24 protein-coding genes are annotated in these 19,703 nt (G+C 41.9%); all 24 read left to right on the top strand.

Annotated features, from left to right (window positions below; translation table 11 throughout):
• The first annotated feature begins 13 nt into the window (after positions 1-13).
• The 24 genes from trmFO to fliP all read left to right on the top strand — a co-directional run bounded on the left by trmFO (position 14) and on the right by fliP (position 19,702).
• Positions 14-1,318 carry an FADH(2)-oxidizing methylenetetrahydrofolate--tRNA-(uracil(54)-C(5))-methyltransferase TrmFO gene (trmFO, locus tag HNR31_RS03795; RefSeq protein WP_181554941.1) on the top strand — a complete coding sequence of 435 codons (1,305 nt, stop codon included), beginning with the start codon at positions 14-16 and terminating at the stop codon, positions 1,316-1,318.
• Positions 1,319-1,384: 66 nt separating this feature from the next.
• Positions 1,385-2,287 carry a tyrosine recombinase XerC gene (gene xerC / locus HNR31_RS03790; RefSeq protein ID WP_181554940.1) on the top strand — a complete coding sequence of 301 codons (903 nt, stop codon included), beginning with the start codon at positions 1,385-1,387 and terminating at the stop codon, positions 2,285-2,287.
• 35 nt (positions 2,288-2,322) lie between these two features.
• On the top strand, positions 2,323-2,865 hold the full coding sequence (gene hslV / locus HNR31_RS03785) for an ATP-dependent protease subunit HslV (RefSeq protein WP_181554939.1): 543 nt from the start codon (positions 2,323-2,325) through the stop codon (positions 2,863-2,865).
• Positions 2,866-2,885: 20 nt separating this feature from the next.
• Positions 2,886-4,283 carry an HslU--HslV peptidase ATPase subunit gene (gene hslU, locus HNR31_RS03780; protein ID WP_181554938.1) on the top strand — a complete coding sequence of 466 codons (1,398 nt, stop codon included), beginning with the start codon at positions 2,886-2,888 and terminating at the stop codon, positions 4,281-4,283.
• A 25-nt stretch (positions 4,284-4,308) separates the two neighbouring features.
• Complete coding sequence (gene codY, locus HNR31_RS03775) at positions 4,309-5,088, top strand: GTP-sensing pleiotropic transcriptional regulator CodY (RefSeq protein WP_181554937.1); 780 nt, start codon at positions 4,309-4,311, stop codon at positions 5,086-5,088.
• Positions 5,089-5,468: 380 nt separating this feature from the next.
• Complete coding sequence (gene flgB, locus HNR31_RS03770; protein WP_181554936.1) at positions 5,469-5,861, top strand: flagellar basal body rod protein FlgB; 393 nt, start codon at positions 5,469-5,471, stop codon at positions 5,859-5,861.
• A 3-nt stretch (positions 5,862-5,864) separates the two neighbouring features.
• Positions 5,865-6,311: a flagellar basal body rod protein FlgC gene (gene flgC, locus HNR31_RS03765; protein WP_181554935.1), complete on the top strand. Its 447-nt coding sequence runs from the start codon at positions 5,865-5,867 to the stop codon at positions 6,309-6,311.
• A 64-nt stretch (positions 6,312-6,375) separates the two neighbouring features.
• Complete coding sequence (gene fliE, locus HNR31_RS03760) at positions 6,376-6,627, top strand: flagellar hook-basal body complex protein FliE (RefSeq protein ID WP_228485689.1); 252 nt, start codon at positions 6,376-6,378, stop codon at positions 6,625-6,627.
• 56 nt (positions 6,628-6,683) lie between these two features.
• Positions 6,684-8,276: a flagellar basal-body MS-ring/collar protein FliF gene (fliF, locus tag HNR31_RS03755; protein ID WP_181554933.1), complete on the top strand. Its 1,593-nt coding sequence runs from the start codon at positions 6,684-6,686 to the stop codon at positions 8,274-8,276.
• A 12-nt stretch (positions 8,277-8,288) separates the two neighbouring features.
• The gene (gene fliG / locus HNR31_RS03750; RefSeq protein WP_181554932.1) at positions 8,289-9,302 is read left to right on the top strand and encodes a flagellar motor switch protein FliG; all 1,014 of its coding nucleotides are present in this window, start codon (positions 8,289-8,291) and stop codon (positions 9,300-9,302) included.
• Positions 9,286-10,056 carry a flagellar assembly protein FliH gene (gene fliH / locus HNR31_RS03745; RefSeq protein WP_181554931.1) on the top strand — a complete coding sequence of 257 codons (771 nt, stop codon included), beginning with the start codon at positions 9,286-9,288 and terminating at the stop codon, positions 10,054-10,056. The genes fliG and fliH overlap by 17 nt, the downstream gene beginning before the upstream one ends.
• A 4-nt stretch (positions 10,057-10,060) precedes the next feature.
• Positions 10,061-11,377: a flagellar protein export ATPase FliI gene (gene fliI / locus HNR31_RS03740; RefSeq protein ID WP_181554930.1), complete on the top strand. Its 1,317-nt coding sequence runs from the start codon at positions 10,061-10,063 to the stop codon at positions 11,375-11,377.
• A 7-nt stretch (positions 11,378-11,384) separates the two neighbouring features.
• Positions 11,385-11,828, top strand: a complete 444-nt coding sequence (gene fliJ, locus HNR31_RS03735) for a flagellar export protein FliJ (RefSeq protein ID WP_181554929.1) — start codon at positions 11,385-11,387, stop codon at positions 11,826-11,828.
• A 5-nt stretch (positions 11,829-11,833) separates the two neighbouring features.
• Positions 11,834-12,457, top strand: coding sequence for a MotE family protein (locus HNR31_RS03730; RefSeq protein WP_181554928.1), 624 nt, complete (start codon positions 11,834-11,836; stop codon positions 12,455-12,457).
• 14 nt (positions 12,458-12,471) lie between these two features.
• Positions 12,472-13,731: a flagellar hook-length control protein FliK gene (locus tag HNR31_RS03725; protein WP_181554927.1), complete on the top strand. Its 1,260-nt coding sequence runs from the start codon at positions 12,472-12,474 to the stop codon at positions 13,729-13,731.
• A 13-nt stretch (positions 13,732-13,744) separates the two neighbouring features.
• On the top strand, positions 13,745-14,203 hold the full coding sequence (gene flgD / locus HNR31_RS03720; protein WP_181554926.1) for a flagellar hook assembly protein FlgD: 459 nt from the start codon (positions 13,745-13,747) through the stop codon (positions 14,201-14,203).
• Between the two features lie 31 nt (positions 14,204-14,234).
• A complete protein-coding gene (gene flgG, locus HNR31_RS03715) occupies positions 14,235-15,032 on the top strand; it encodes a flagellar basal body rod protein FlgG (protein ID WP_181554925.1) in 798 nt (265 codons plus the stop codon).
• Positions 15,033-15,077: 45 nt separating this feature from the next.
• The gene (locus tag HNR31_RS03710) at positions 15,078-15,299 is read left to right on the top strand and encodes a flagellar FlbD family protein (protein WP_181554924.1); all 222 of its coding nucleotides are present in this window, start codon (positions 15,078-15,080) and stop codon (positions 15,297-15,299) included.
• Positions 15,292-15,714 carry a flagellar basal body-associated protein FliL gene (fliL, locus tag HNR31_RS03705; protein ID WP_181554923.1) on the top strand — a complete coding sequence of 141 codons (423 nt, stop codon included), beginning with the start codon at positions 15,292-15,294 and terminating at the stop codon, positions 15,712-15,714. Before HNR31_RS03710 ends, fliL begins: the two co-directional genes overlap by 8 nt.
• Before the next feature lie 25 nt (positions 15,715-15,739).
• Positions 15,740-16,741: a flagellar motor switch protein FliM gene (fliM, locus tag HNR31_RS03700; protein WP_181554922.1), complete on the top strand. Its 1,002-nt coding sequence runs from the start codon at positions 15,740-15,742 to the stop codon at positions 16,739-16,741.
• Positions 16,731-17,972, top strand: coding sequence for a flagellar motor switch phosphatase FliY (gene fliY, locus HNR31_RS03695; RefSeq protein ID WP_181554921.1), 1,242 nt, complete (start codon positions 16,731-16,733; stop codon positions 17,970-17,972). The genes fliM and fliY overlap by 11 nt, the downstream gene beginning before the upstream one ends.
• 22 nt (positions 17,973-17,994) lie before the next feature.
• The gene (locus tag HNR31_RS03690; RefSeq protein ID WP_181554920.1) at positions 17,995-18,354 is read left to right on the top strand and encodes a response regulator; all 360 of its coding nucleotides are present in this window, start codon (positions 17,995-17,997) and stop codon (positions 18,352-18,354) included.
• Between the two features lie 21 nt (positions 18,355-18,375).
• The gene (fliZ, locus tag HNR31_RS03685) at positions 18,376-19,041 is read left to right on the top strand and encodes a flagella biosynthesis regulatory protein FliZ (RefSeq protein WP_181554919.1); all 666 of its coding nucleotides are present in this window, start codon (positions 18,376-18,378) and stop codon (positions 19,039-19,041) included.
• A complete protein-coding gene (gene fliP, locus HNR31_RS03680; RefSeq protein WP_181554918.1) occupies positions 19,034-19,702 on the top strand; it encodes a flagellar type III secretion system pore protein FliP in 669 nt (222 codons plus the stop codon). The genes fliZ and fliP overlap by 8 nt, the downstream gene beginning before the upstream one ends.
• Position 19,703 lies beyond the last annotated feature (1 nt).

Below are 19,703 nucleotides of genomic sequence, written 5' to 3'. Positions count from 1 at the left end.
AGGAGGAAAAACAATGAATCAACCAACTGTCAACGTCATTGGCGCAGGTCTAGCGGGAAGTGAAGCCGCATGGCAGCTCGCTAGTCGCAACGTCAACGTACGACTTTATGAAATGCGTCCCATGAAGCAAACTCCTGCCCATCATACCGATAAATTTGCTGAGCTTGTTTGTAGCAATTCATTGCGTGCTAATTCATTAACGAACGCTGTTGGCGTATTAAAGGAAGAAATGCGCCGCCTGAACTCCGTGATTATCAAAGCAGCGGATGAATGTTCCGTCCCTGCGGGTGGCGCGCTTGCAGTTGATCGCCATGAATTTGCAGCACGGGTCACAGATTTAGTAAAAAACCATCCAAATGTCACAGTGATTCACGAAGAAGTGACGGAAATCCCTTCTGGGCCGACGATTATCGCAACGGGACCATTAACGTCCAAAGCGTTATCCGATCGATTGAAAGCACTGACAGGTGAAGAGTATTTATACTTTTACGATGCTGCTGCTCCGATTGTGGAAAAAGAAAGCATTAACATGGATAAAGTGTATATCAAATCACGCTATGATAAAGGGGAAGCGGCCTATTTGAACTGCCCGATGACAGAAGAGGAGTTTGACCGCTTTTACGAAGCCCTTATTTCCGCGGAAACGGTCCCATTGAAAGAGTTTGAAAAAGAGATTTATTTTGAAGGGTGCATGCCGATTGAAGTAATGGCTAAGCGCGGGAAAAAGACATTGTTATTTGGTCCGATGAAGCCGGTGGGGCTTGAAGACCCGCGTACAGGAAAGCGCCCGTTTGCTGTCGTCCAGCTCCGCCAAGATGATGCAGCAGGCACTCTTTACAATATCGTTGGATTTCAAACTCATTTAAAATGGGGACCGCAAAAAGAAGTCATCCGTCTCATTCCGGGACTAGAAAACGCGGAAATCGTTCGCTACGGTGTGATGCATCGCAATACTTTTATTAACTCTCCAAAATTGCTACGGCCAACGTATCAATATAAAGAGCGAGATGATTTATTTTTTGCTGGGCAAATGACTGGGGTTGAAGGATATGTAGAATCGGCGGCATCAGGATTAGTGGCTGGCATCAACGCGGCACGGCTCGTATTAGGACAAGAGTTGATTGTCTTTCCACCAGAAACAGCCATTGGTAGCATGGCGCATTACATTACGACCGCCAACCCGAATCATTTTCAGCCAATGAATGCGAATTTTGGCTTATTTGCGCCACTTGAGGAGACGATTAAAGATAAAAAGCAGCGTAATGAACGATACGCACAACGAGCATTGGACACAATTCAGAATTTTGTAAAAAATTGATAGAAATTCATTGCAAGGGCTGTTAAATGTATGTTAATATTTAATAGCCCTTGTGAGGTGTTGAGAATGGAAAATTTGAAAATTGCGTTAAATTTGTTCATAGAATATTTACAAATTGAAAAAAATTATTCAGAATATACTATTGTGTGTTACAAACGCGATATTGAACAATTTTTTGCCTTTATGAACGAGCAGGCGATTGAGCGTTTAGAGGAAGTCACGTATAGCGATGTCCGTCTTTATTTGACGAATCTACATCATGAGCAACAATCAAGTCGCTCCATTTCGCGTAAAATATCTAGCTTGCGAAGCTTTTATAAGTTTTTATTGCGAGAAAAAAAAGTGGCGGAAAATCCGTTTGCGTTGGCAGCGTTACCGAAAAAAGAACAAAAAATTCCTAGTTTTTTATACGAGCAGGAATTAGAAAGCTTGTTTCATGTCAATGATGTAAATACAGCACTCGGACAACGCAACCAAGCGCTGATCGAGCTTCTTTACGCCACAGGTATTCGTGTTAGTGAATGTTGTCACATTCAACTTTCCGATATTGATTTTTCTGTTTCAACGATGTTAATTCATGGTAAAGGAAATAAACAGCGCTATGTTCCGTTTGGACGCTTTGCTAAAGAAGCGTTAGAACGATACGTTCAAAACGGGCGGCGTGAGCTTTTGCAAAAAGGGAAAACCGCTCATAACTATTTGTTTGTGAATGCTCGCGGGAACCCATTAACACCTCGAGGGGTACGTCATATTTTAAACGAGATGGTCAAGAAAGCGGCGATTATGCAAAAAATAAGCCCGCACGTCCTAAGGCATACGTTTGCTACACATTTGCTGAATGAAGGCGCAGATATGCGTACTGTTCAAGAATTGTTGGGACACGCGCACCTTTCGTCAACACAAGTATATACTCATGTCACAAAAGATCGCTTGCGCCATATTTATTTGCATACACACCCGCGGGCATAATGACTGCCGCTAGTCGGGAAGGAGGAAGATAACGAATGGAACAGTTCCATGCCACGACGATTTTTGCGATCCGTCATAACGGGAGATGCGCAATGGCTGGTGACGGTCAAGTCACGTTCGGAAATGCTGTCGTCATGAAGCATACAGCAAAAAAAGTAAGAAGGCTATTTCAGGGAAAAGTATTAGCCGGTTTTGCTGGATCTGTTGCTGATGCGTTTACGTTATTTGAGATGTTTGAAGGGAAATTAGAAGAATTCAACGGGAACTTGCCGCGTGCGGCGGTCGAGCTGGCGAAGGAATGGCGCAGCGATAAAGTGTTGCGGCGGTTGGAAGCGATGCTAATTGTGATGGATGAAAGCCATTTATTGTTAGTATCGGGAACAGGGGAAGTAATTGAACCGGACGATGGCATTTTAGCAATTGGTTCTGGCGGGAATTATGCGCTAGCGGCAGGACGTGCACTGAAGCAATATGCAGGAGAACAGCTATCAGCGAAAGAAATTGCTAAAGCGGCTTTAGAAATTGCTGCTAATATTTGTGTGTATACAAACGACCATATTATTGTCGAGGAATTGTAAGAAAGGGAGGAGGGAGAGAGATGAACGAAAACTTAACACCACGGCAAATTGTCGAGAAGCTTGACCAATTTATCGTCGGTCAGAAAGAAGCGAAAAAAGCGGTTGCAATCGCTTTGCGAAACCGCTATCGCCGCAGCTTGCTTGATGAAAAATTGCGCGATGAAGTTGTGCCGAAAAACATCTTAATGATCGGTCCAACAGGGGTAGGGAAGACAGAAATCGCAAGAAGGTTGGCCAAACTTGTCGGGGCACCATTTATTAAAGTAGAAGCAACGAAGTTTACCGAAGTTGGTTATGTTGGTCGTGACGTTGAATCAATGGTGCGTGACCTTGTTGAAACATCTGTTCGGTTAGTGAAAGAACGGAAAATGAATGAAGTAAAAGACCGCGCTGAACAGCAAGCGAACAAACGGCTTGTGGAACTTTTGGTGCCGGGGAAACAAAAACAAACGATGAAAAATCCGCTCGAACTATTATTCGGAGGCGGCCAAACGGCACAACAAGATACGGCACATACGCAAGATGAGCAGTATATCGAACAAAAAAGAAGACAAGTCGCGCTGCAACTTGCAAACGGAGAATTGGAAGACGAGCTTGTCACGATTGAAGTCGAAGAGCAGCAAGCAACGTTGTTCGACTTTTTGCAAGGGGCGGGCATCGAGCAGATGGGCATGAACATGCAAGATGCATTAAGCAGCCTCATGCCGAAGCGGCGCAAAAACCGCAAGCTGAAAGTAAGTGAAGCGCGCAAAGTGCTAACAAACGAAGAAGCGCAAAAATTAATTGACATGGACGAAGTAACCCAAGAAGCAGTACGGCTTGCTGAACAATCTGGAATCATTTTCATCGATGAAATTGACAAAATCGCACGAAGAGGGCAAAATGCTTCTTCCGCCGACGTGTCCCGTGAAGGAGTACAGCGCGATATTTTACCGATTGTGGAAGGATCGACTGTTATGACCAAATACGGTCCTGTCAAAACAGATCATATTTTATTTATTGCTGCTGGTGCCTTTCACATAGCCAAACCGTCCGATTTAATCCCAGAGTTGCAAGGGCGTTTTCCGATTCGTGTCGAATTAGCGAAACTTTCTGTCGATGATTTCGTAAGAATACTAGTGGAGCCTAATAATGCGCTCATTAAACAATATACAGCGCTTCTTGCTACAGAAGGTATAAATCTTGAATTTTCTGACGATGCTATTCATAAGATTGCTGAAGTGGCTTTTGAGGTGAATCAAGCGACGGATAATATCGGGGCGAGACGCCTTCATACGATCATGGAAAAATTACTGGAAGATTTACTATTTGAAGCCCCGGATATTACGCTTGAAAAAGTCGTGATTACACCGCAATATGTCGAACAAAAGCTCGGCAGCATTGTCAAAAACAAAGATTTAAGTGAATTTATTTTGTAGTGATGAGAATAGGAGGAGATAAATCATGAATTTATTGCAGAAAACAAGAACGATTAATGCGATGCTGCAAAAAGCAGCGGGAAAACCAGTTAACTTTAAAGAAATGGCAGAAACACTTTGCCAAGTGATTGAAGCGAATGTGTTTGTTGTCAGTCGCCGCGGGAAATTGCTTGGTTTTGCGATTAAGCAGTCCATTGAAAATGAACGAATGAAAAAAATGTTAGAGGATCGTCAATTTCCTGAGGAGTACACGAAAAGCTTATTTAATATCACTGAAACTTCACCTAACCTTGATATTAATAGTGAATATACAGCGTTCCCGGTTGAAAACCGCGATTTATTTAAAACAGGGTTAACGACAATCGTGCCGATTAACGGCGGTGGCGAACGGCTTGGAACATTAATTTTATCGAGACTCGATCGTGAGTTTAACGACGATGATTTAATTTTAGCGGAATACGGTGCTACTGTTGTCGGCATGGAAATTTTGCGTGAAAAAGCGGAAGAAATTGAAGAAGAAGCGAGAAGCAAAGCTGTTGTACAAATGGCAATTAGCTCACTATCATACAGTGAACTTGAGGCTATTGAACATATTTTTGAAGAGCTGGACGGCACGGAAGGATTACTTGTCGCAAGTAAAATTGCTGACCGCGTTGGCATTACACGTTCGGTTATCGTAAATGCCCTTCGTAAACTTGAAAGTGCGGGTGTCATTGAATCGCGTTCTCTTGGTATGAAAGGAACGTACATTAAAGTGCTAAATGATAAGTTTTTAACAGAGCTTGAGAAATTAAAATCACATTAAAATGAAAAAAGAGCATTCCGTTCGATGAATGCTCTTTTTTATTTTTATGAAAGCAAGAACTTTAGACGGCTAAAAGATTTAGCTAGCTCTCCCAGATCACAAAAATACTGTCTCATCCGGAAAGGGCGCTTATGCTTTTCTTGCGAAAGAAAGGGGATAGACTACAACTACATCTCCTTGCTTTACTTTTTGCAGAAAACATTCTCTTACTGTGACGCCAAAAGAATGTTGCCCCTCAATGTTAAGCGATTACCTTTACTTTTTTGTTATTTTTTGTATGGAAAAATAGTACAATATTCCGGCTATACATTGTTTTTACATTCTTATAAAATGGGAAATAGAGCTATTGTCGAAAAATAGGAAAAAAGAGGGGATTTTGTTTGAAATTATTTTCCAAGACGATTACGATGCTTGAACAAGGACTTGATTATGCGTCGTTGAGAGAAAAAGTGATTGCGAATAATATCGCAAATGTCGACACACCGAATTACAAAGCAAAGGAGGTTCGGTTTAAAACGGAGCTGGATCGCGCGCTTACTTCGTTGAAAGCGAAGCGTACAAACCCAAAACACTTTGAGTTTCAGCATGATGCAACTGGCAATTTTTTTGTGGCGACAAGAAACGATGTAGTATACAATCATAATGGAAATAATGTCGATATTGATAAAGAAATGTCGGATTTGGCAGAAAATCAAATTTATTACAATGCATTAATTGAGCAGTTGAACGGAAAATTCAATACGTTAAAAACTGTTATTAAAGGAGGGAAGTAATCGATGTTTGAAGGCTTAAATGCGACCGCTTCGGCACTGACGGCACAGCGATTGCGCATGGACGTCATCTCCTCAAACATGGCGAATGTAGATACGACGCGGGCTCGGTTCGTCAATGGACAATGGGAGCCGTACCGGCGGAAATTAGTTGTCATGGAACCAAAAGAAGAAGGTTTTTCTACATACTTGCAGGCGGCAATGAACAGCCGTTCTTCCGTCGGTAGCGGTGTCAAAGTGACAAAAATTGTTGAGGATGAAACACCTTTTAAACTCGTTTACGATCCAACTCATCCGGATGCGAACCGGGACGGATATGTGCAGCTACCAAACGTTGACCCGTTGAAAGAAATGGTCGATTTAATAAGTGCGACCCGGTCTTATGAAGCGAATGTGACTGTTTTTAACGCGACAAAAGGAATGTTGATGAAAGCATTAGAAATCGGAAAATAAAGGAGAATGAGTAATGATTCAAGGAGTTAACCAAGGATGGGTTCCAGCAGTTTCTAATACGGAAATGCTTCCAACCACAAAATCATCAGAGGCGCAAAAGGCGTTTTCCCAATTTTTAAAAGATGCGATCAATAAGGTAAACGACGAACAAGTAAAATCGGACGAATTAACACAAAAACTTGTCAACGGTGAAAATGTCGACTTACATCAAGTAATGATCGCTTCACAAAAAGCGAGCATCTCTTTGCAGCTTGCATTAGAAGTTCGCAATAAGGTTATCGAAGCGTACCAAGAAATGATGAGAATGCAGGTCTAATACATACTTATACATACTAATGAACATGCTCATCTCGCAGTAATCGGGGGAATACTATGAACGATAGATTAAAAGACTGGATACATCGATTTACGTCTTTCTGGAAAGGGCGTACAAAAAAGCAAAAAATAATTGCTATTGGCGGTATTCTATTGTTTCTTCTTCTTGTTGCTGTTACGTCATTTTGGGCAACAAGACCGAACTTCGTGCCGCTATACAGCAACTTAACGCCGCAGGAAACAGGGCAAATTAAAGCGACGCTTGACCAACGCGGTGTCGAGTCACAGGTTACCGATAACGGTACGACGATTAAAGTGCCGGAAAAAATGGCTGATACATTAAAAGTCGAACTAGCAGCGGAAGGAATCCCGAACAGCGGCAGCATTGATTATTCCTTTTTTGGGAAAAATGCTAGTTTCGGTATGACGGACAATGAGTTTAACGTCGTAAAACTAGAAGCAATGCAAACAGAACTTGCCAATTTAATCAAAAGCATTGATGGAGTGGAAGACGCGAAAGTCATGATTAGCCTTCCACAGCAGAGCGTATTTGTTTCAGACGATCAGGGAGAAGCATCGGCTTCGGTCGTGTTAAAAACCAAACCAGGCTATCAATTTAGCGATGAACAAATTAAGGCATTATATCATCTCGTGTCCAAAAGCGTTCCGAACCTTCCTACTGATAATATCGTCATTATGAATCAATATTTTGAGTATTTTGACTTAAAAAATAATGACAAAAATTTATCGACAGGTACGGCATTTGCTACGCAACAAGAAGTGAAGAAGCAAATCGAGCGGGACATTCAACGTCAAGTCCAGCAAATGCTTGGCACGATGATGGGACAGGATAAAGTGGTTGTATCTGTTACTGCAGATGTCGATTTTACTCAAGAAAATCGCGAAGAAAACTTGGTGACTCCTGTAGATGAACAAAATAAACAAGGTATTGCTGTTAGCGTTCAGCGGATTAAAGAAACTTATTCAGGAAAAGGAGCGCAACCGGGAGGAGTAGCTGGTACAGGAGAAAACGAAGTTCCAAGCTATCAAACAACAACGGGCGATACAAACGGAGATTATGAGCGAACAGAAGAAACAATTAATAACGAAGTTAACAGAATAAAAAAACATATTGTCGAAAGCCCGTATAAAGTTCGCGATTTAGGAATTCAAGTCATGGTGGAACCACCAAATCCGAAAGATCCAAACTCCTTGCCACAACAAACGGTCGATGATATTCAAAAAATCTTGGGAACGATTGTCCGTACATCGATTTCCAAGGACAACGGACAACAATTAACCGATGCGGACATTCAAAACCGAATTGTCGTTTCTGTTCAGCCATTTAACGGAAAAATGAAATTTACTGAGCCAAAATCGGCGATTCCAACATGGGCATATATTGCCGGTGGAATTGTTGCTGCAATTTTAATCGGTCTGATTGTCTTTTTCCTATGGCGCAAGCGTAAACAAGATGATGAAGAAGAGCTGGATGAATTAATTGAACAGCCAGTTGTTCCTGAAATTCCAGATATTCATCAAGAACGAGAAACAGAGTCAACACTGCGCCGCAAGCAGCTTGAAAAACTAGCAAAAGAAAAGCCGGATGAATTTGCAAAGCTACTAAGAGCTTGGTTGGCGGAAGACTAGGGGGAATGAAGAATGGCAAAGAAAAAAAGCGAATTAACGGGAAGGCAAAAAGCTGCCATACTCCTCATTTCTCTTGGGCCAGACGTATCCGCTTCTGTTTATAAGCACTTATCGGAAGAAGAAATTGAAAAACTAACATTAGAGATTTCGAACGTTCGTCAAGTGGAAGCTCAGGAAAAAGAGGAAGTGTTAGAGGAATTTCATCAAATCGCATTAGCGCAAGATTACATTTCGCAAGGTGGAATTGCTTACGCAAAAGAAGTATTGGAAAAAGCGCTTGGCTCGGACAAAGCGATGAACATTATTAACCGTTTAACATCTGCGTTGATGGTGAGACCATTTGATTTTGCTCGCAAAGCTGACCCAGCGCAAATATTAAACTTTATTCAGAATGAGCACCCACAAACAATTGCTCTTGTACTATCTTATCTCGAACCGACGCAAGCCGGACAAATTTTATCGGCATTGCCTCAAGAAATGCAGGCTGATATTGCGCGAAGAATCGCATTAATGGATAGTACATCTCCGGAAATCATTAACGAGGTCGAACAAATTTTAGAACGCAAGCTATCAGCGACCTTTGTACAAGATTATACGCAAACGGGCGGTATTGAGGCGGTCGTTGAAGTGCTAAACGGCGTTGACCGCAGCACGGAACGAACGATTCTTGATGCACTTGAAATTCAAGATCCGGAATTGGCTGAAGAAATTAAAAAGCGGATGTTTGTATTCGAAGATATCGTTACTCTTGACAATCGCGCGATTCAACGTGTCATTCGCGAAGTAGACAACAACGATTTAATGCTGGCACTGAAAGTATCGAGCGACGAGGTCAAAGAAGTTGTCTTTCGCAACATGTCGACACGCATGGCCGAAACGTTCAAAGAAGAGATGGAGTTTATGGGACCGGTTCGTCTGCGCGATGTGGAGGAAGCACAATCACGTATTGTGTCAGTGATTCGTCGCCTCGAAGAAGCGGGCGAAATCGTTGTTGCACGCGGTGGAGGAGATGATATTATTGTCTAATGTGATTAAAGCTCCGTTTACGAAAACCGATCATAGTCGCAAAAAACTCATTGAAATTAAAAACTATTTTTTGAAACAACATGATTTGTCAGCAACTGTTGATATGAGCGAACATACTTATGCCCAAATGACGATAGAACAAGCAGAACGCGAAGCCCAATTCATTAAACAAGAGGCGGAGCACTATTACGAATCCGTTAAGCAGCAACTGTTTCAAGAACGAGAAAATTGGAATATCGAAAAACAACAGCTTATTGACATGGCGAAAGAAGAAGGATATAAATCGGGATTCGCCCAAGGAAAGGAAGAGGCGCTGAATCATTATCGTGAGCTCATCCATGAAGCACAGCGCGTTGTTGAAGCCGCGAATGAGCAGTTTTACAAGCAAGTTGAAGCTGCTGACGAAACGATTCTTCTCATTGGATTAAAGGTAGCTGAACGAATCATCGGCGAAAAGTTTGCTGAAAATGACGTCCATTTTCTGTCCCTTGTAAAACGCGCGATCAAAGAAGTCCGCGATCAATCGGAAGTGAAAATTTATGTGCACCCGCTTTATTATGAAATGGTCGTGCAACAAAAAGACGAGTTGAGATCTATTTTTAACCAAGAAGTTGATATGTTTATTTATCCTGATGAACAATTAGAAGAAAATGGATGTATGATCGAGACACCATTCGGGCGAATTGACGCCAGCGTCGACACTCAATTACAGAAAATAAAAGAAAAACTGCTCGAACGGCTCGGGGAGGAATAACTGTTTGAACTGGCAAACCCTTCTTCAAGAAATTGAAACGATCGATTCATACAAACGGTTTGGAAAAGTAACGAGAGTGATTGGTTTAATGATTGAATCAAAAGGCCCGGAAAGCTCGGTTGGTGACGTTTGTTACATTCATGTCGGCAGCGGGAAACACAAGCAGAAAATTGCCGCTGAAGTAGTCGGATTTCGTGAACAAAACGTCCTTCTTATGCCTTTTTCAACGGTTCAAGACATCTCGCCGGGCTGCATTGTCGAAGCCACCGGGAAACCGCTTGAGATCAAAGTAGGGGCGGAGTTAATCGGCCAAGTGCTTGATTCGCTCGGGAAACCGTTGAATGGGGGCGTGTTACCTAAAGGATTACACGCCATTTCGATCGAGCAAGAGCCGCCCAACCCACTTGCAAGGCCGCCGATTACAGAACCGATCGAAGTCGGTGTTCGCCTGATTGATAGTTTACTAACTGTAGGAAAAGGGCAACGCGTTGGTATATTTGCCGGCTCTGGTGTGGGAAAAAGCACATTAATGGGGATGATTGCCCGCAATACGAACGCCGATATCAATGTCATTGCCCTTATCGGTGAACGCGGCCGTGAAGTTCGCGAATTCATTGAACGTGATCTTGGGCCAGAGGGTCTCGCCCGCTCTGTCGTCGTTGTCGCTACTTCTGATCAACCGGCCCTTATGCGGATTAAAGGCGCATACACTGCTACTGCGATTGCGGAATATTTTCGCGACAAAGGCATGAACGTCATGTTCATGATGGATTCCGTTACTCGCGTAGCGATGGCACAGCGGGAAGTCGGATTAGCCATCGGTGAACCGCCGACAACCAAAGGATATACGCCATCCGTATTTGCGATATTGCCAAAATTGTTAGAGCGTACAGGAACAAACGAACATGGGACGATTACCGCTTTTTATACGGTGCTAGTAGATGGCGATGATATGAACGAACCTATCGCCGATACTGTCCGCGGCATTTTAGACGGACATTTTGTACTCGAACGAAATTTAGCCAATCAAGGGCAGTATCCAGCGATTAATGTGTTAAAAAGCATTAGTCGCGTGATGAACCACATTATCACGCCGGAGCATAAGGCGGCGGCAGAAAAACTGCGCCATCTCCTTTCCACTTATATTAATTCGGAAGACTTAATTAATATAGGGGCGTACAAACGAGGTTCTTCCAAAGAAATTGATGAAGCGATTCGCTACTATCCGAAAATCATTTCTTTTTTAAAACAAGATATACACGACAAGTTTACGAAAGACGAAAGCATTGACATGTTAATGAATCTCGTACATTCAGGGTGAATCGATCATGGTATATGCGTTTAAATTTGATAAAGTGCTAGCAATGAAAGAAAAGGAAAAAGAGACGGCGATCAGCGAGTACAATGAAGCGCTGAAGAGGTTTGAAGACGTTGCGGAAAAACTCTATCGATGCTTAAAACAAAAAGAAGATTATGAACAGATCCATAAACAAAAATTGCAATTAGGATTATCAATTCAAGACATTCGCTATTTTCAGCAATTTATGACGAATCTGGAACGAACGATTCACCATTATCAACATCTTGTGATCCAAGCGCGGGAGCAAATGCAAGCAAAACAAGCGAAGTTAGCGGAATTAAATATCGAAGTCAAGAAATATGAAAAGATGAAAGAAAAACATGTGCAAACAGTGTTACAGACGATACGCGCAAACGAAAATAAATGGATGGACGAAATTTCTATACAACAATTTGCCAATCGTAGAAATTAGGTGAGATGATGAAAGACCAAGAAATTGAAAAGGAAGAAAAAGTGAATAAACTTCAATGGTTTTTGTTTGTGATTGTCATTCCACTATTGTTTGCTATCGCTTTAACACTTGTCATTACAACGATTGCAGGGGTCAATGTATTCGACGTAGCGAAAAAGTACGGAGCGAAAGTACCGGGCGTTTCACAACTTGTCGGCGAAACTAAAACGACTTCAGAACAAGTATTGAAAAAAAACATTGTTGAACAAAAAGCGACTATCGAAGAACAAAAGATGAAGATTAAAGAGTTAGAAAAAGAAGCAGAAAATAAGCAAAAGCAAATCGACTCATTAAAGCAAGAAATCGAGCGGCTAAACGCCGAACTATCAGCAAAGCAAGAAGAAGAGGCGCAATCGTCATCAAATGAAGCAAAGCAGACCGTTCAAGATATTTCGAAAATGTATGAAACGATGTCTCCTAAAAACGCCGCTGCGATTATCTCTGAAATGTCTGACGGAGATGCGATTAACATTTTATCGTCTTTAAGCAGTGACAAAGCAGCGGCCATTCTCGAAAAAATGACTCCTGCCAACGCAGCAAAATATACAGCGCTACTGACAAAACGAGCGGAAGCGAGCACATCTGAATGAAGGGGGGTGAAGCGATGAAAATTGGGGTTTATGATCAAGTACCTATGAAAAATGTAACTAGTCAAATTAAACAAACAGCAAAAACGGCGGAACAAAAGCATGAAGGAATGAATGTATTTCAGCAGTTGTTAATGGCAGAACAGCTCAATAACTCTAATGTTAAAAACGGGCAGCTATCATCGCCTGTAGAAGAGAAGTCAGTATCTCATTCAAAAATGGATAATGATGTATCTAATAATGACATAGCAAGTATTGAGTGGCTGAGCTTCCTTCTTCAATTGTTGCCGAATGATATAGCACAAGCCATTCGTGAGCGGCTCGAGACAGATCCATCTTCGGTTCAACAATTGATAGAACAACGCGGAACGTCAGAAATAGAACAAATAGTTACAGAATTTATGGCATTGCTTCAGCGTGATGGAGCTGAAACAGCTGAAACAATGGTACAACATCTTGATTTACCGGCAATGTTTCAGCGAAACGATGACGGGAGCAATGAAGCACTTGATGTAGGGCCGCTCTTAACAATGTTAAAGAAACGCCAGACACAAGAAACAAATACTCTTTTCACAACGTTTGTGAATCGTAGCGGAATTCCGCTCATGAGTAGCGATAATCACGTAAATCGGCCATTTGTCTTAACACACGCCATGCCTGTTCAATCCGATAAGATTCCAGCAGCTTTAACAAACCATTCATTGATGCAAACTGTGGAAATTCCAATACAAAAGCAAGCACATGACGAAGCAGCGCCTCAACTTTTTGTGAACGGGTTCAATTCAATGGTGTTTCCACAAGAAAAAATGCCGGTCATTTCTTTACATGAAACGGCATCAAAGGAAAGTATGAATCAGCAGTTCGTTCAACAACTAACAGAAATTATAAAATCGGGGAAATTCACGCAGTTAGGGAACGGACAATCGCAGCTGGTGATTCGGTTGCACCCCGAACATTTAGGTACGTTAACAGTTAAGCTTGTTCAAGAAAATGGTGAACTGATGGCCAAAATAATCGCTTCAAGTACTTCAGCAAAGGAGCTTATTGAAGCAAACATTCAGCAAATTCGTCATGTAATTCCAGCACAACATATTACAATTGAAAAATTTGATGTGTTTACCCATGAGCCAATGCCAACTTACGAGCAGCCGTTTGGAGAACAGCGCGGCAGCCGTGATGAGCAACAACAGCGCGAACAACGCCAACAACTAAAACAGGAAAGCGACCTTCATTTCCAAGATTCGTTAACGAACGAATTAGTCAACTTCGAAGTATAGGGAGCGTTCGAACATGGCAAATACGATTGACTCAAGCTTATTATTAAGCAACTATAAACCACCGGAGCGTCAGACAGGAAACCAAATTCTTGGAAAAGACGATTTTTTAAAGATTTTACTTGTGCAGTTGCAAAACCAAGATCCGTTAAATCCGATGGAAGACAAAGAGTTTATTGCGCAAATGGCGAGTTTCTCTACGTTGGAACAAATCACCAATATGGCAACAGAGCTGGAGCAATTTATTCAATTGCAAAATGAAAATGCCATATTGCGTTATAGTGAAATGATTGGCAAAAAAGTGTACTGGGAAGAAGATAGCGACGAAACAGATACATCAGACACTCCAACAAGCGGTATTGTAAAATCCGTGTTGCAGAAAAACAACGAAATCTTTTTAGAGTTGGAAGACGGAAAGATGATTTCCGGCAAGCAAATTATCAAGGTAGAAACTCCAACGGAAGAGATACGCTAAGAAAATATAGGAAAAAGGGAGAGGGATCAACATGCTTCGTTCTATGTATTCTGGAATTAGCGGAATGAAAAACTTCCAAGTGAAATTAGACGTTATTGGAAACAACATCGCCAACGTTAATACGTATGGGTTTAAAAAAGGAAGAACGATTTTTAAAGATTTAGTGAGTCAGCTAATCGCAGGGGCTAGCGCTCCGACAGGAAATCGCGGTGGTGTTAACCCGAAACAAGTTGGTCTGGGAGCACAATTAGCGGCCATCGATACTGTTCAGACCCAAGGAAGTTTGCAACCGACGGGACGCGTACTAGATTTAGCAATTTCTGGAGATGGGTTCTTTGTTTTAGGAGACGCCTCTGGAAATAACCGTCTATACACAAGAGCAGGAAATTTCTATCTTGATTCTCAAGGTTATATTGTTAGCGCTGATGGACGCTATTTGCTTGGCAACGGTAACACGCGCATTCAAATCCCGTTAACAGCGCAAAGCATGAGTATTGGTTCGGACGGCACAGTGAACTATGTCGATGATACCGGAGCTTTACAGGTTGCTGGTCAAATTGAATTGGCGAAATTTGCAAATAACGATGGATTAGAGAAAGTTGGAGACAATCTTTTCCGTTCAACAGCGAACTCTGGTGCGGAATCGTTATACACTCCAGGGAATAATGGAACTGGCACGATCGTTGCAGGTGCTCTTGAAATGTCCAACGTTGACCTTGCCGAAGAGTTTACGGAAATGATTGTCGCTCAACGCGGATTCCAGGCGAATACGCGGATTATTACAACATCAGATGAAATTTTACAAGAGCTTGTCAACTTGAAGAAATAATAAAGGAGGGAGGGGGCTAGGTGCCGCCTAGTCCCTTATACATAGATGATTACAGTAACGCGACTCAATGGAAAAACATTTACATTGAATGCGATTTACATAGAACAAGTAGAAGCATTTCCTGATACAACGATTACATTAACAAATGGAAAAAAATTTGTTGTGCAAGAGTCTGTTCAAGAGGTCATCGATCTGATTACAGACTTCTATCGGCAAATTTCGGTACTACGCTTGCCCGATGGCTTAGGGGGACTGGAACATGAATAGACTAGTCAAAACAATGATCATGGTATTAGTTGTCATCGCGCTTATTGGTGCTGTCGCCTTATTTGTTGTCATGAAATTAACCGGTCATGAAGAGAATAAAAAGCCAAGTGCGGACGAAATTGTGGAAAGCTCTGTTGACATTCCAGAAATTATGACCAATTTAGTAGATGGCAGTTTTATAAAAGTGTCTTTTAAAATTCAAACGAATAGTGAAGATGCAAAAGCGGAGGCGGAAAAGCGCGATTTTCAAATTAAAAATATTATTATTGAAGAATTGTCGGAAATGAAGCCGCAAGATTTTAAAGGAAAACAAGGAATGATTAATCTTGAAAATCGCCTCAAACAGCAAATTAATCAAGTGATGCAAGAAGGAAAAGTGGAGCAAGTCTATATTACCTCCTTCATCCTCCAATAACCTGCAAAGCTAGGGGGTGAAACATATGACGGGTGAAGTATTATCCCAAAGTGAAATTGACGCGCTATTAGCTGCGCTGTCAACCGGGGAAATGAGCGCCGAGGAGTTAATGAAGGAAGAAGAAGATAAGCGAGTGAAAGTTTATGATTTCAAGCGGGCGCTCCGCTTTTCAAAAGATCAAATCCGCAGTTTAACGCGCATCCATGAAAACTTTGCAAGATTATTAACGACTTTTTTCTCGGCGCAGTTACGAACATATGTACAAATATCAGTAGCAACGGCAGATCAAATTCCGTATGAAGAATTTATTCGCTCGATCCCGAAAATGACTGTTTTGAATGTATTTGAAGTTCCACCGCTCGATGGACGTATTTTAATGGAAGTGAACCCAAATATCGCTTATGCGATGCTGGATCGCGTGATGGGCGGACGGGGATCAAGCTTTAATAAAGTGGACAATTTAACGGAAATTGAAATGCGGATTATGTCCAATTTATTTGAAAAGGCGTTTCATAATTTGCGCGATGCATGGGAATCGATTGCGGAGATCGACCCGATTTTAGCTGAATTTGAGGTGAATCCGCAGTTTTTACAGATGGTTTCACCGAATGATACCGTTGTTGTCATTTCGTTAAATACACAAATTGCCGAAACAAGCGGAATGATTAATATTTGTATCCCACATGTCGTACTTGAACCGATTATACCGAGACTTTCCGTTCATTATTGGATGCAGACGCAGAAAAAGGAGCGGGCGCCAGAGGAAACAGAAGCGCTAGAAAAACGAATCAAGCTAGCCAAACTGCCGATTATCGCGGAACTCGGTACAGCAACGATTACGATTCAGGAATTTCTACAGCTTGATGTCGGTGATGTCATTCAACTTGACCAATCGATTCAACAACCACTTATTGTGAAAATTGGTGACATTCCTAAATTTGTAGGTCAGCCGGGAAAAATGAACAAACGACTGGCTGTACAAATTTTAGACAAGCTCAAGGGGGGAGAAGACAACGATGATGAGTGATGATATGTTATCCCAAGAAGAAATTGATGCGTTGTTGCGTGGAGAGAGTGATTTTGATGACACCCCATCCATTGATGATGTGCTGTCTACGCTCGAGCAAGATACTTTAGGAGAAATTGGTAATATTTCATTTGGAAGCTCAGCAACAGCGCTGTCGATGTTATTAAATCAAAAAGTGGAAATTACAACACCAAATGTATCAATCATCCAGCGAAAAAACGTTGTCGATGAATTTCCGTTTCCATATGTCGCAATCCAAGTGAACTACACAGAGGGGTTTTTAGGAACCAACTTGCTTGTCATTAAACAAGAAGATGCTGCAATTATTGCTGATCTAATGCTAGGTGGAGACGGAAAAAATCCGGCCGAGTTATTAGGGGAAATTCAACTGAGCGCTGTGCAAGAAGCGATGAATCAAATGATGGGATCAGCAGCTACTTCGATGTCAACGGTTTTTGGAAAAAGAGTCGATATTTCTCCCCCAAGCATTCATTTGCTGGATATCAAGGAAGGAGAAGGACTCGAATATTTGCCAGATGAAGATATATTTGTGAAAGTTTCGTTTCACTTAAAAATTGGTGACTTGATTGATTCTAATATTATGCAGCTGTTGCCGGTCGATTTTGCAAAAGAGCTTGTGCAAAATTTATTAGGTTCATCTAGTGCAAATGAATCTTCTTCCGATACAATGGATGGAGGACAGAGTAACGCAGGAAAAGAAGAGGCTTCTCTTTTGGAAAGCTCTCATCATGAAACAGCTGTATCAGCAGGTGACAAAGCTCACCTTGTTCATGAACCGCAACCGACAGCAGCACCATATGTTTCCCATGGAGGGGATGCACCTTATCAGGCAGCGTATCAACAGCCGCAAGGACCAAATCATTTTGGAACGCATGTAGGAATGGGGCAGCATCACGTTCAACCGGTTGATTTTGCAAGCTTCGAACCTGTTTCCTTAGCTGAGACCGAGGCGAAAAACTTGACGATGCTCCTTGATATTCCATTACAAGTAACGGTAGAGCTAGGTCGCACGAGACGCTCTGTCCAAGATATTTTAAATTTGTCGTCAGGCTCGATTATCGAACTAGATAAGCTAGCTGGAGAGCCAGTCGATATATTAGTCAATAATAAGCTAATTGCAAAAGGAGAAGTTGTGGTCATTGACGAAAATTTCGGTGTCCGCGTCACCGATATTATTAGTCAAAGTGACCGCTTGAAAAAATTAAAATAGTTGTTTAGGAGGTTTGTTGCAAATGGCAAGAATACTAATCGTGGATGATGCAGCATTTATGCGAATGATGATCAAGGATATTTTAACGAAAAACGGGCATGAAGTTGTGGCGGAAGCAGCTGATGGCTTGCAAGCAGTAGAAAAGTATAAAGAAACGCGTCCCGATTTAGTTACGATGGATATTACGATGCCGGAGATGGACGGCATTACAGCATTGAAAGAAATTAAAAAGTTTGATAGCAACGCCAAAATCATTATGTGTTCAGCAATGGGGCAGCAAGCGATGGTAATTGACGCCATTCAAGCGGGAGCAAAAGACTTTATCGTTAAGCCATTCCAAGCTGATCGTGTTCTTGAGGCCATTAACAAAACACTTGGATAAACAATAAGAGGTGGAACAAGTTTGTTTCGTTTGCGAATCATTTCTTTGTTTTTATGTATCGTGATGTTTATTGCTTCGCAAACAGGGTTTCCTGTTTTTGCGGAGCAATCTCCTACTGTGAAAGAGTGTTTACAACATCCAGACACATGTCAAGATCAGTCGACCGCAACGAAAAGTGACTCCCATTCTTCGGCGGTGCAGGCGGCCCCTTCTTTTTCGGTTTGGGATATCGTGAAACTCATTGGTGCGACTGCCTTCGTTCTTCTATTGATTTATGGCTTGTTGCGGTTTATGAATCAGCGTGGACGTTTGCTTTCAGGAAAGCGCGGAATTATTGAACACCTTGGCGGTACGAGTGTTGGTACGAACCGATCTGTACAGCTATTGAAAGTAGGAAACCGCATTTTGGTCATCGGGGTCGGGGAGTCGATTCAACTGTTGCGGGAAATTGACGATGAGGAAGAAATCAATGAAATCTTATCTATGCATAACGAAAAGCTGCAACAAATGTTGGAGCCGAATCGCTGGATTTCCTCTTTGCAAGCGCCCTTTACGCAGAGGAAAGAGCCTGCCAGCGAGGAAATCCCGTTTCGCGACATCTTTGCGAAGCAAATGCAGGAGCTATCGAATAAACGCAATGAATTGTTAAAGCAGATTGAACAGAGGGGAACAGCGTCTGATGAGTGAATTTATGCAATTTTTTAACCAAGTTGCTCCTGAACATGTCTCAATGTCTGTAAAATTGTTGCTGTTATTGACGGTATTATCTATTGCACCGGGCATTTTAATTATGATGACTTGCTTTACACGCATTATTATTGTGTTGTCGTTTGTTCGTACGTCGCTTGGAACACAGCAAATGCCTCCAAACCAAGTATTAATCGGTCTGGCTCTATTTTTAACGTTTTTCATTATGGCCCCTACGTTTAAGGAGATTAATGACCAAGCGCTTCAGCCGCTGTTTTCTGAAAAAATTAATCTAGAGCAAGCGTATGAACGCGCTTCGGTGCCGATTAAAGAGTTTATGAGCAAGCAGACTCGTCAAAAAGATTTAGCCTTATTTTTATCATACAGCGGCGTCGAAAAACCGAAAAGCGTGAAAGATATTCCGTTGACGGCACTTGTTCCTGCGTTTGCGATTAGCGAAATTAAGACAGCATTTCAAATGGGATTTATGATTTTCATTCCGTTTCTCGTCATCGATATGGTGGTGGCAAGCGTGCTGATGTCCATGGGAATGATGATGCTTCCGCCGGTAATGATTTCGCTGCCATTTAAAATTTTACTGTTTGTGCTTGTAGATGGCTGGTATTTAGTTGTGAAATCATTGCTTGAAAGTTTTCAATAAA

Origin of the sequence: Thermaerobacillus caldiproteolyticus, assembly GCF_013761245.1 — a bacterium.
In the GTDB taxonomy this organism is placed as follows: Bacteria; Bacillota; Bacilli; order Bacillales; family Anoxybacillaceae; genus Thermaerobacillus; species Thermaerobacillus caldiproteolyticus.
The sequence above is the reverse complement of the archived record's forward strand: the minus strand, read 5'-3'. Positions and strand labels throughout refer to the sequence as shown.

Coding starts and splice junctions, on each gene's coding strand:
- xerC (WP_181554940.1), top strand. CDS start 1,385: ATGGAAAATTTGAAAATTGCGTTAAATTTGTTCATAGAATATTTACAA.
- HNR31_RS03710 (WP_181554924.1), top strand. CDS start 15,078: ATGATTACAGTAACGCGACTCAATGGAAAAACATTTACATTGAATGCG.
- fliH (WP_181554931.1), top strand. CDS start 9,286: ATGATATTATTGTCTAATGTGATTAAAGCTCCGTTTACGAAAACCGAT.
- fliJ (WP_181554929.1), top strand. CDS start 11,385: ATGGTATATGCGTTTAAATTTGATAAAGTGCTAGCAATGAAAGAAAAG.
- fliY (WP_181554921.1), top strand. CDS start 16,731: ATGATGAGTGATGATATGTTATCCCAAGAAGAAATTGATGCGTTGTTG.
- trmFO (WP_181554941.1), top strand. CDS start 14: ATGAATCAACCAACTGTCAACGTCATTGGCGCAGGTCTAGCGGGAAGT.
- fliE (WP_228485689.1), top strand. CDS start 6,376: ATGCTTCCAACCACAAAATCATCAGAGGCGCAAAAGGCGTTTTCCCAA.
- flgG (WP_181554925.1), top strand. CDS start 14,235: ATGCTTCGTTCTATGTATTCTGGAATTAGCGGAATGAAAAACTTCCAA.
- fliP (WP_181554918.1), top strand. CDS start 19,034: ATGAGTGAATTTATGCAATTTTTTAACCAAGTTGCTCCTGAACATGTC.
- flgC (WP_181554935.1), top strand. CDS start 5,865: ATGTTTGAAGGCTTAAATGCGACCGCTTCGGCACTGACGGCACAGCGA.
- HNR31_RS03725 (WP_181554927.1), top strand. CDS start 12,472: ATGAAAATTGGGGTTTATGATCAAGTACCTATGAAAAATGTAACTAGT.
- codY (WP_181554937.1), top strand. CDS start 4,309: ATGAATTTATTGCAGAAAACAAGAACGATTAATGCGATGCTGCAAAAA.
- fliG (WP_181554932.1), top strand. CDS start 8,289: ATGGCAAAGAAAAAAAGCGAATTAACGGGAAGGCAAAAAGCTGCCATA.
- flgD (WP_181554926.1), top strand. CDS start 13,745: ATGGCAAATACGATTGACTCAAGCTTATTATTAAGCAACTATAAACCA.
- fliF (WP_181554933.1), top strand. CDS start 6,684: ATGAACGATAGATTAAAAGACTGGATACATCGATTTACGTCTTTCTGG.
- hslU (WP_181554938.1), top strand. CDS start 2,886: ATGAACGAAAACTTAACACCACGGCAAATTGTCGAGAAGCTTGACCAA.
- fliL (WP_181554923.1), top strand. CDS start 15,292: ATGAATAGACTAGTCAAAACAATGATCATGGTATTAGTTGTCATCGCG.
- HNR31_RS03690 (WP_181554920.1), top strand. CDS start 17,995: ATGGCAAGAATACTAATCGTGGATGATGCAGCATTTATGCGAATGATG.
- fliM (WP_181554922.1), top strand. CDS start 15,740: ATGACGGGTGAAGTATTATCCCAAAGTGAAATTGACGCGCTATTAGCT.
- HNR31_RS03730 (WP_181554928.1), top strand. CDS start 11,834: ATGATGAAAGACCAAGAAATTGAAAAGGAAGAAAAAGTGAATAAACTT.
- hslV (WP_181554939.1), top strand. CDS start 2,323: ATGGAACAGTTCCATGCCACGACGATTTTTGCGATCCGTCATAACGGG.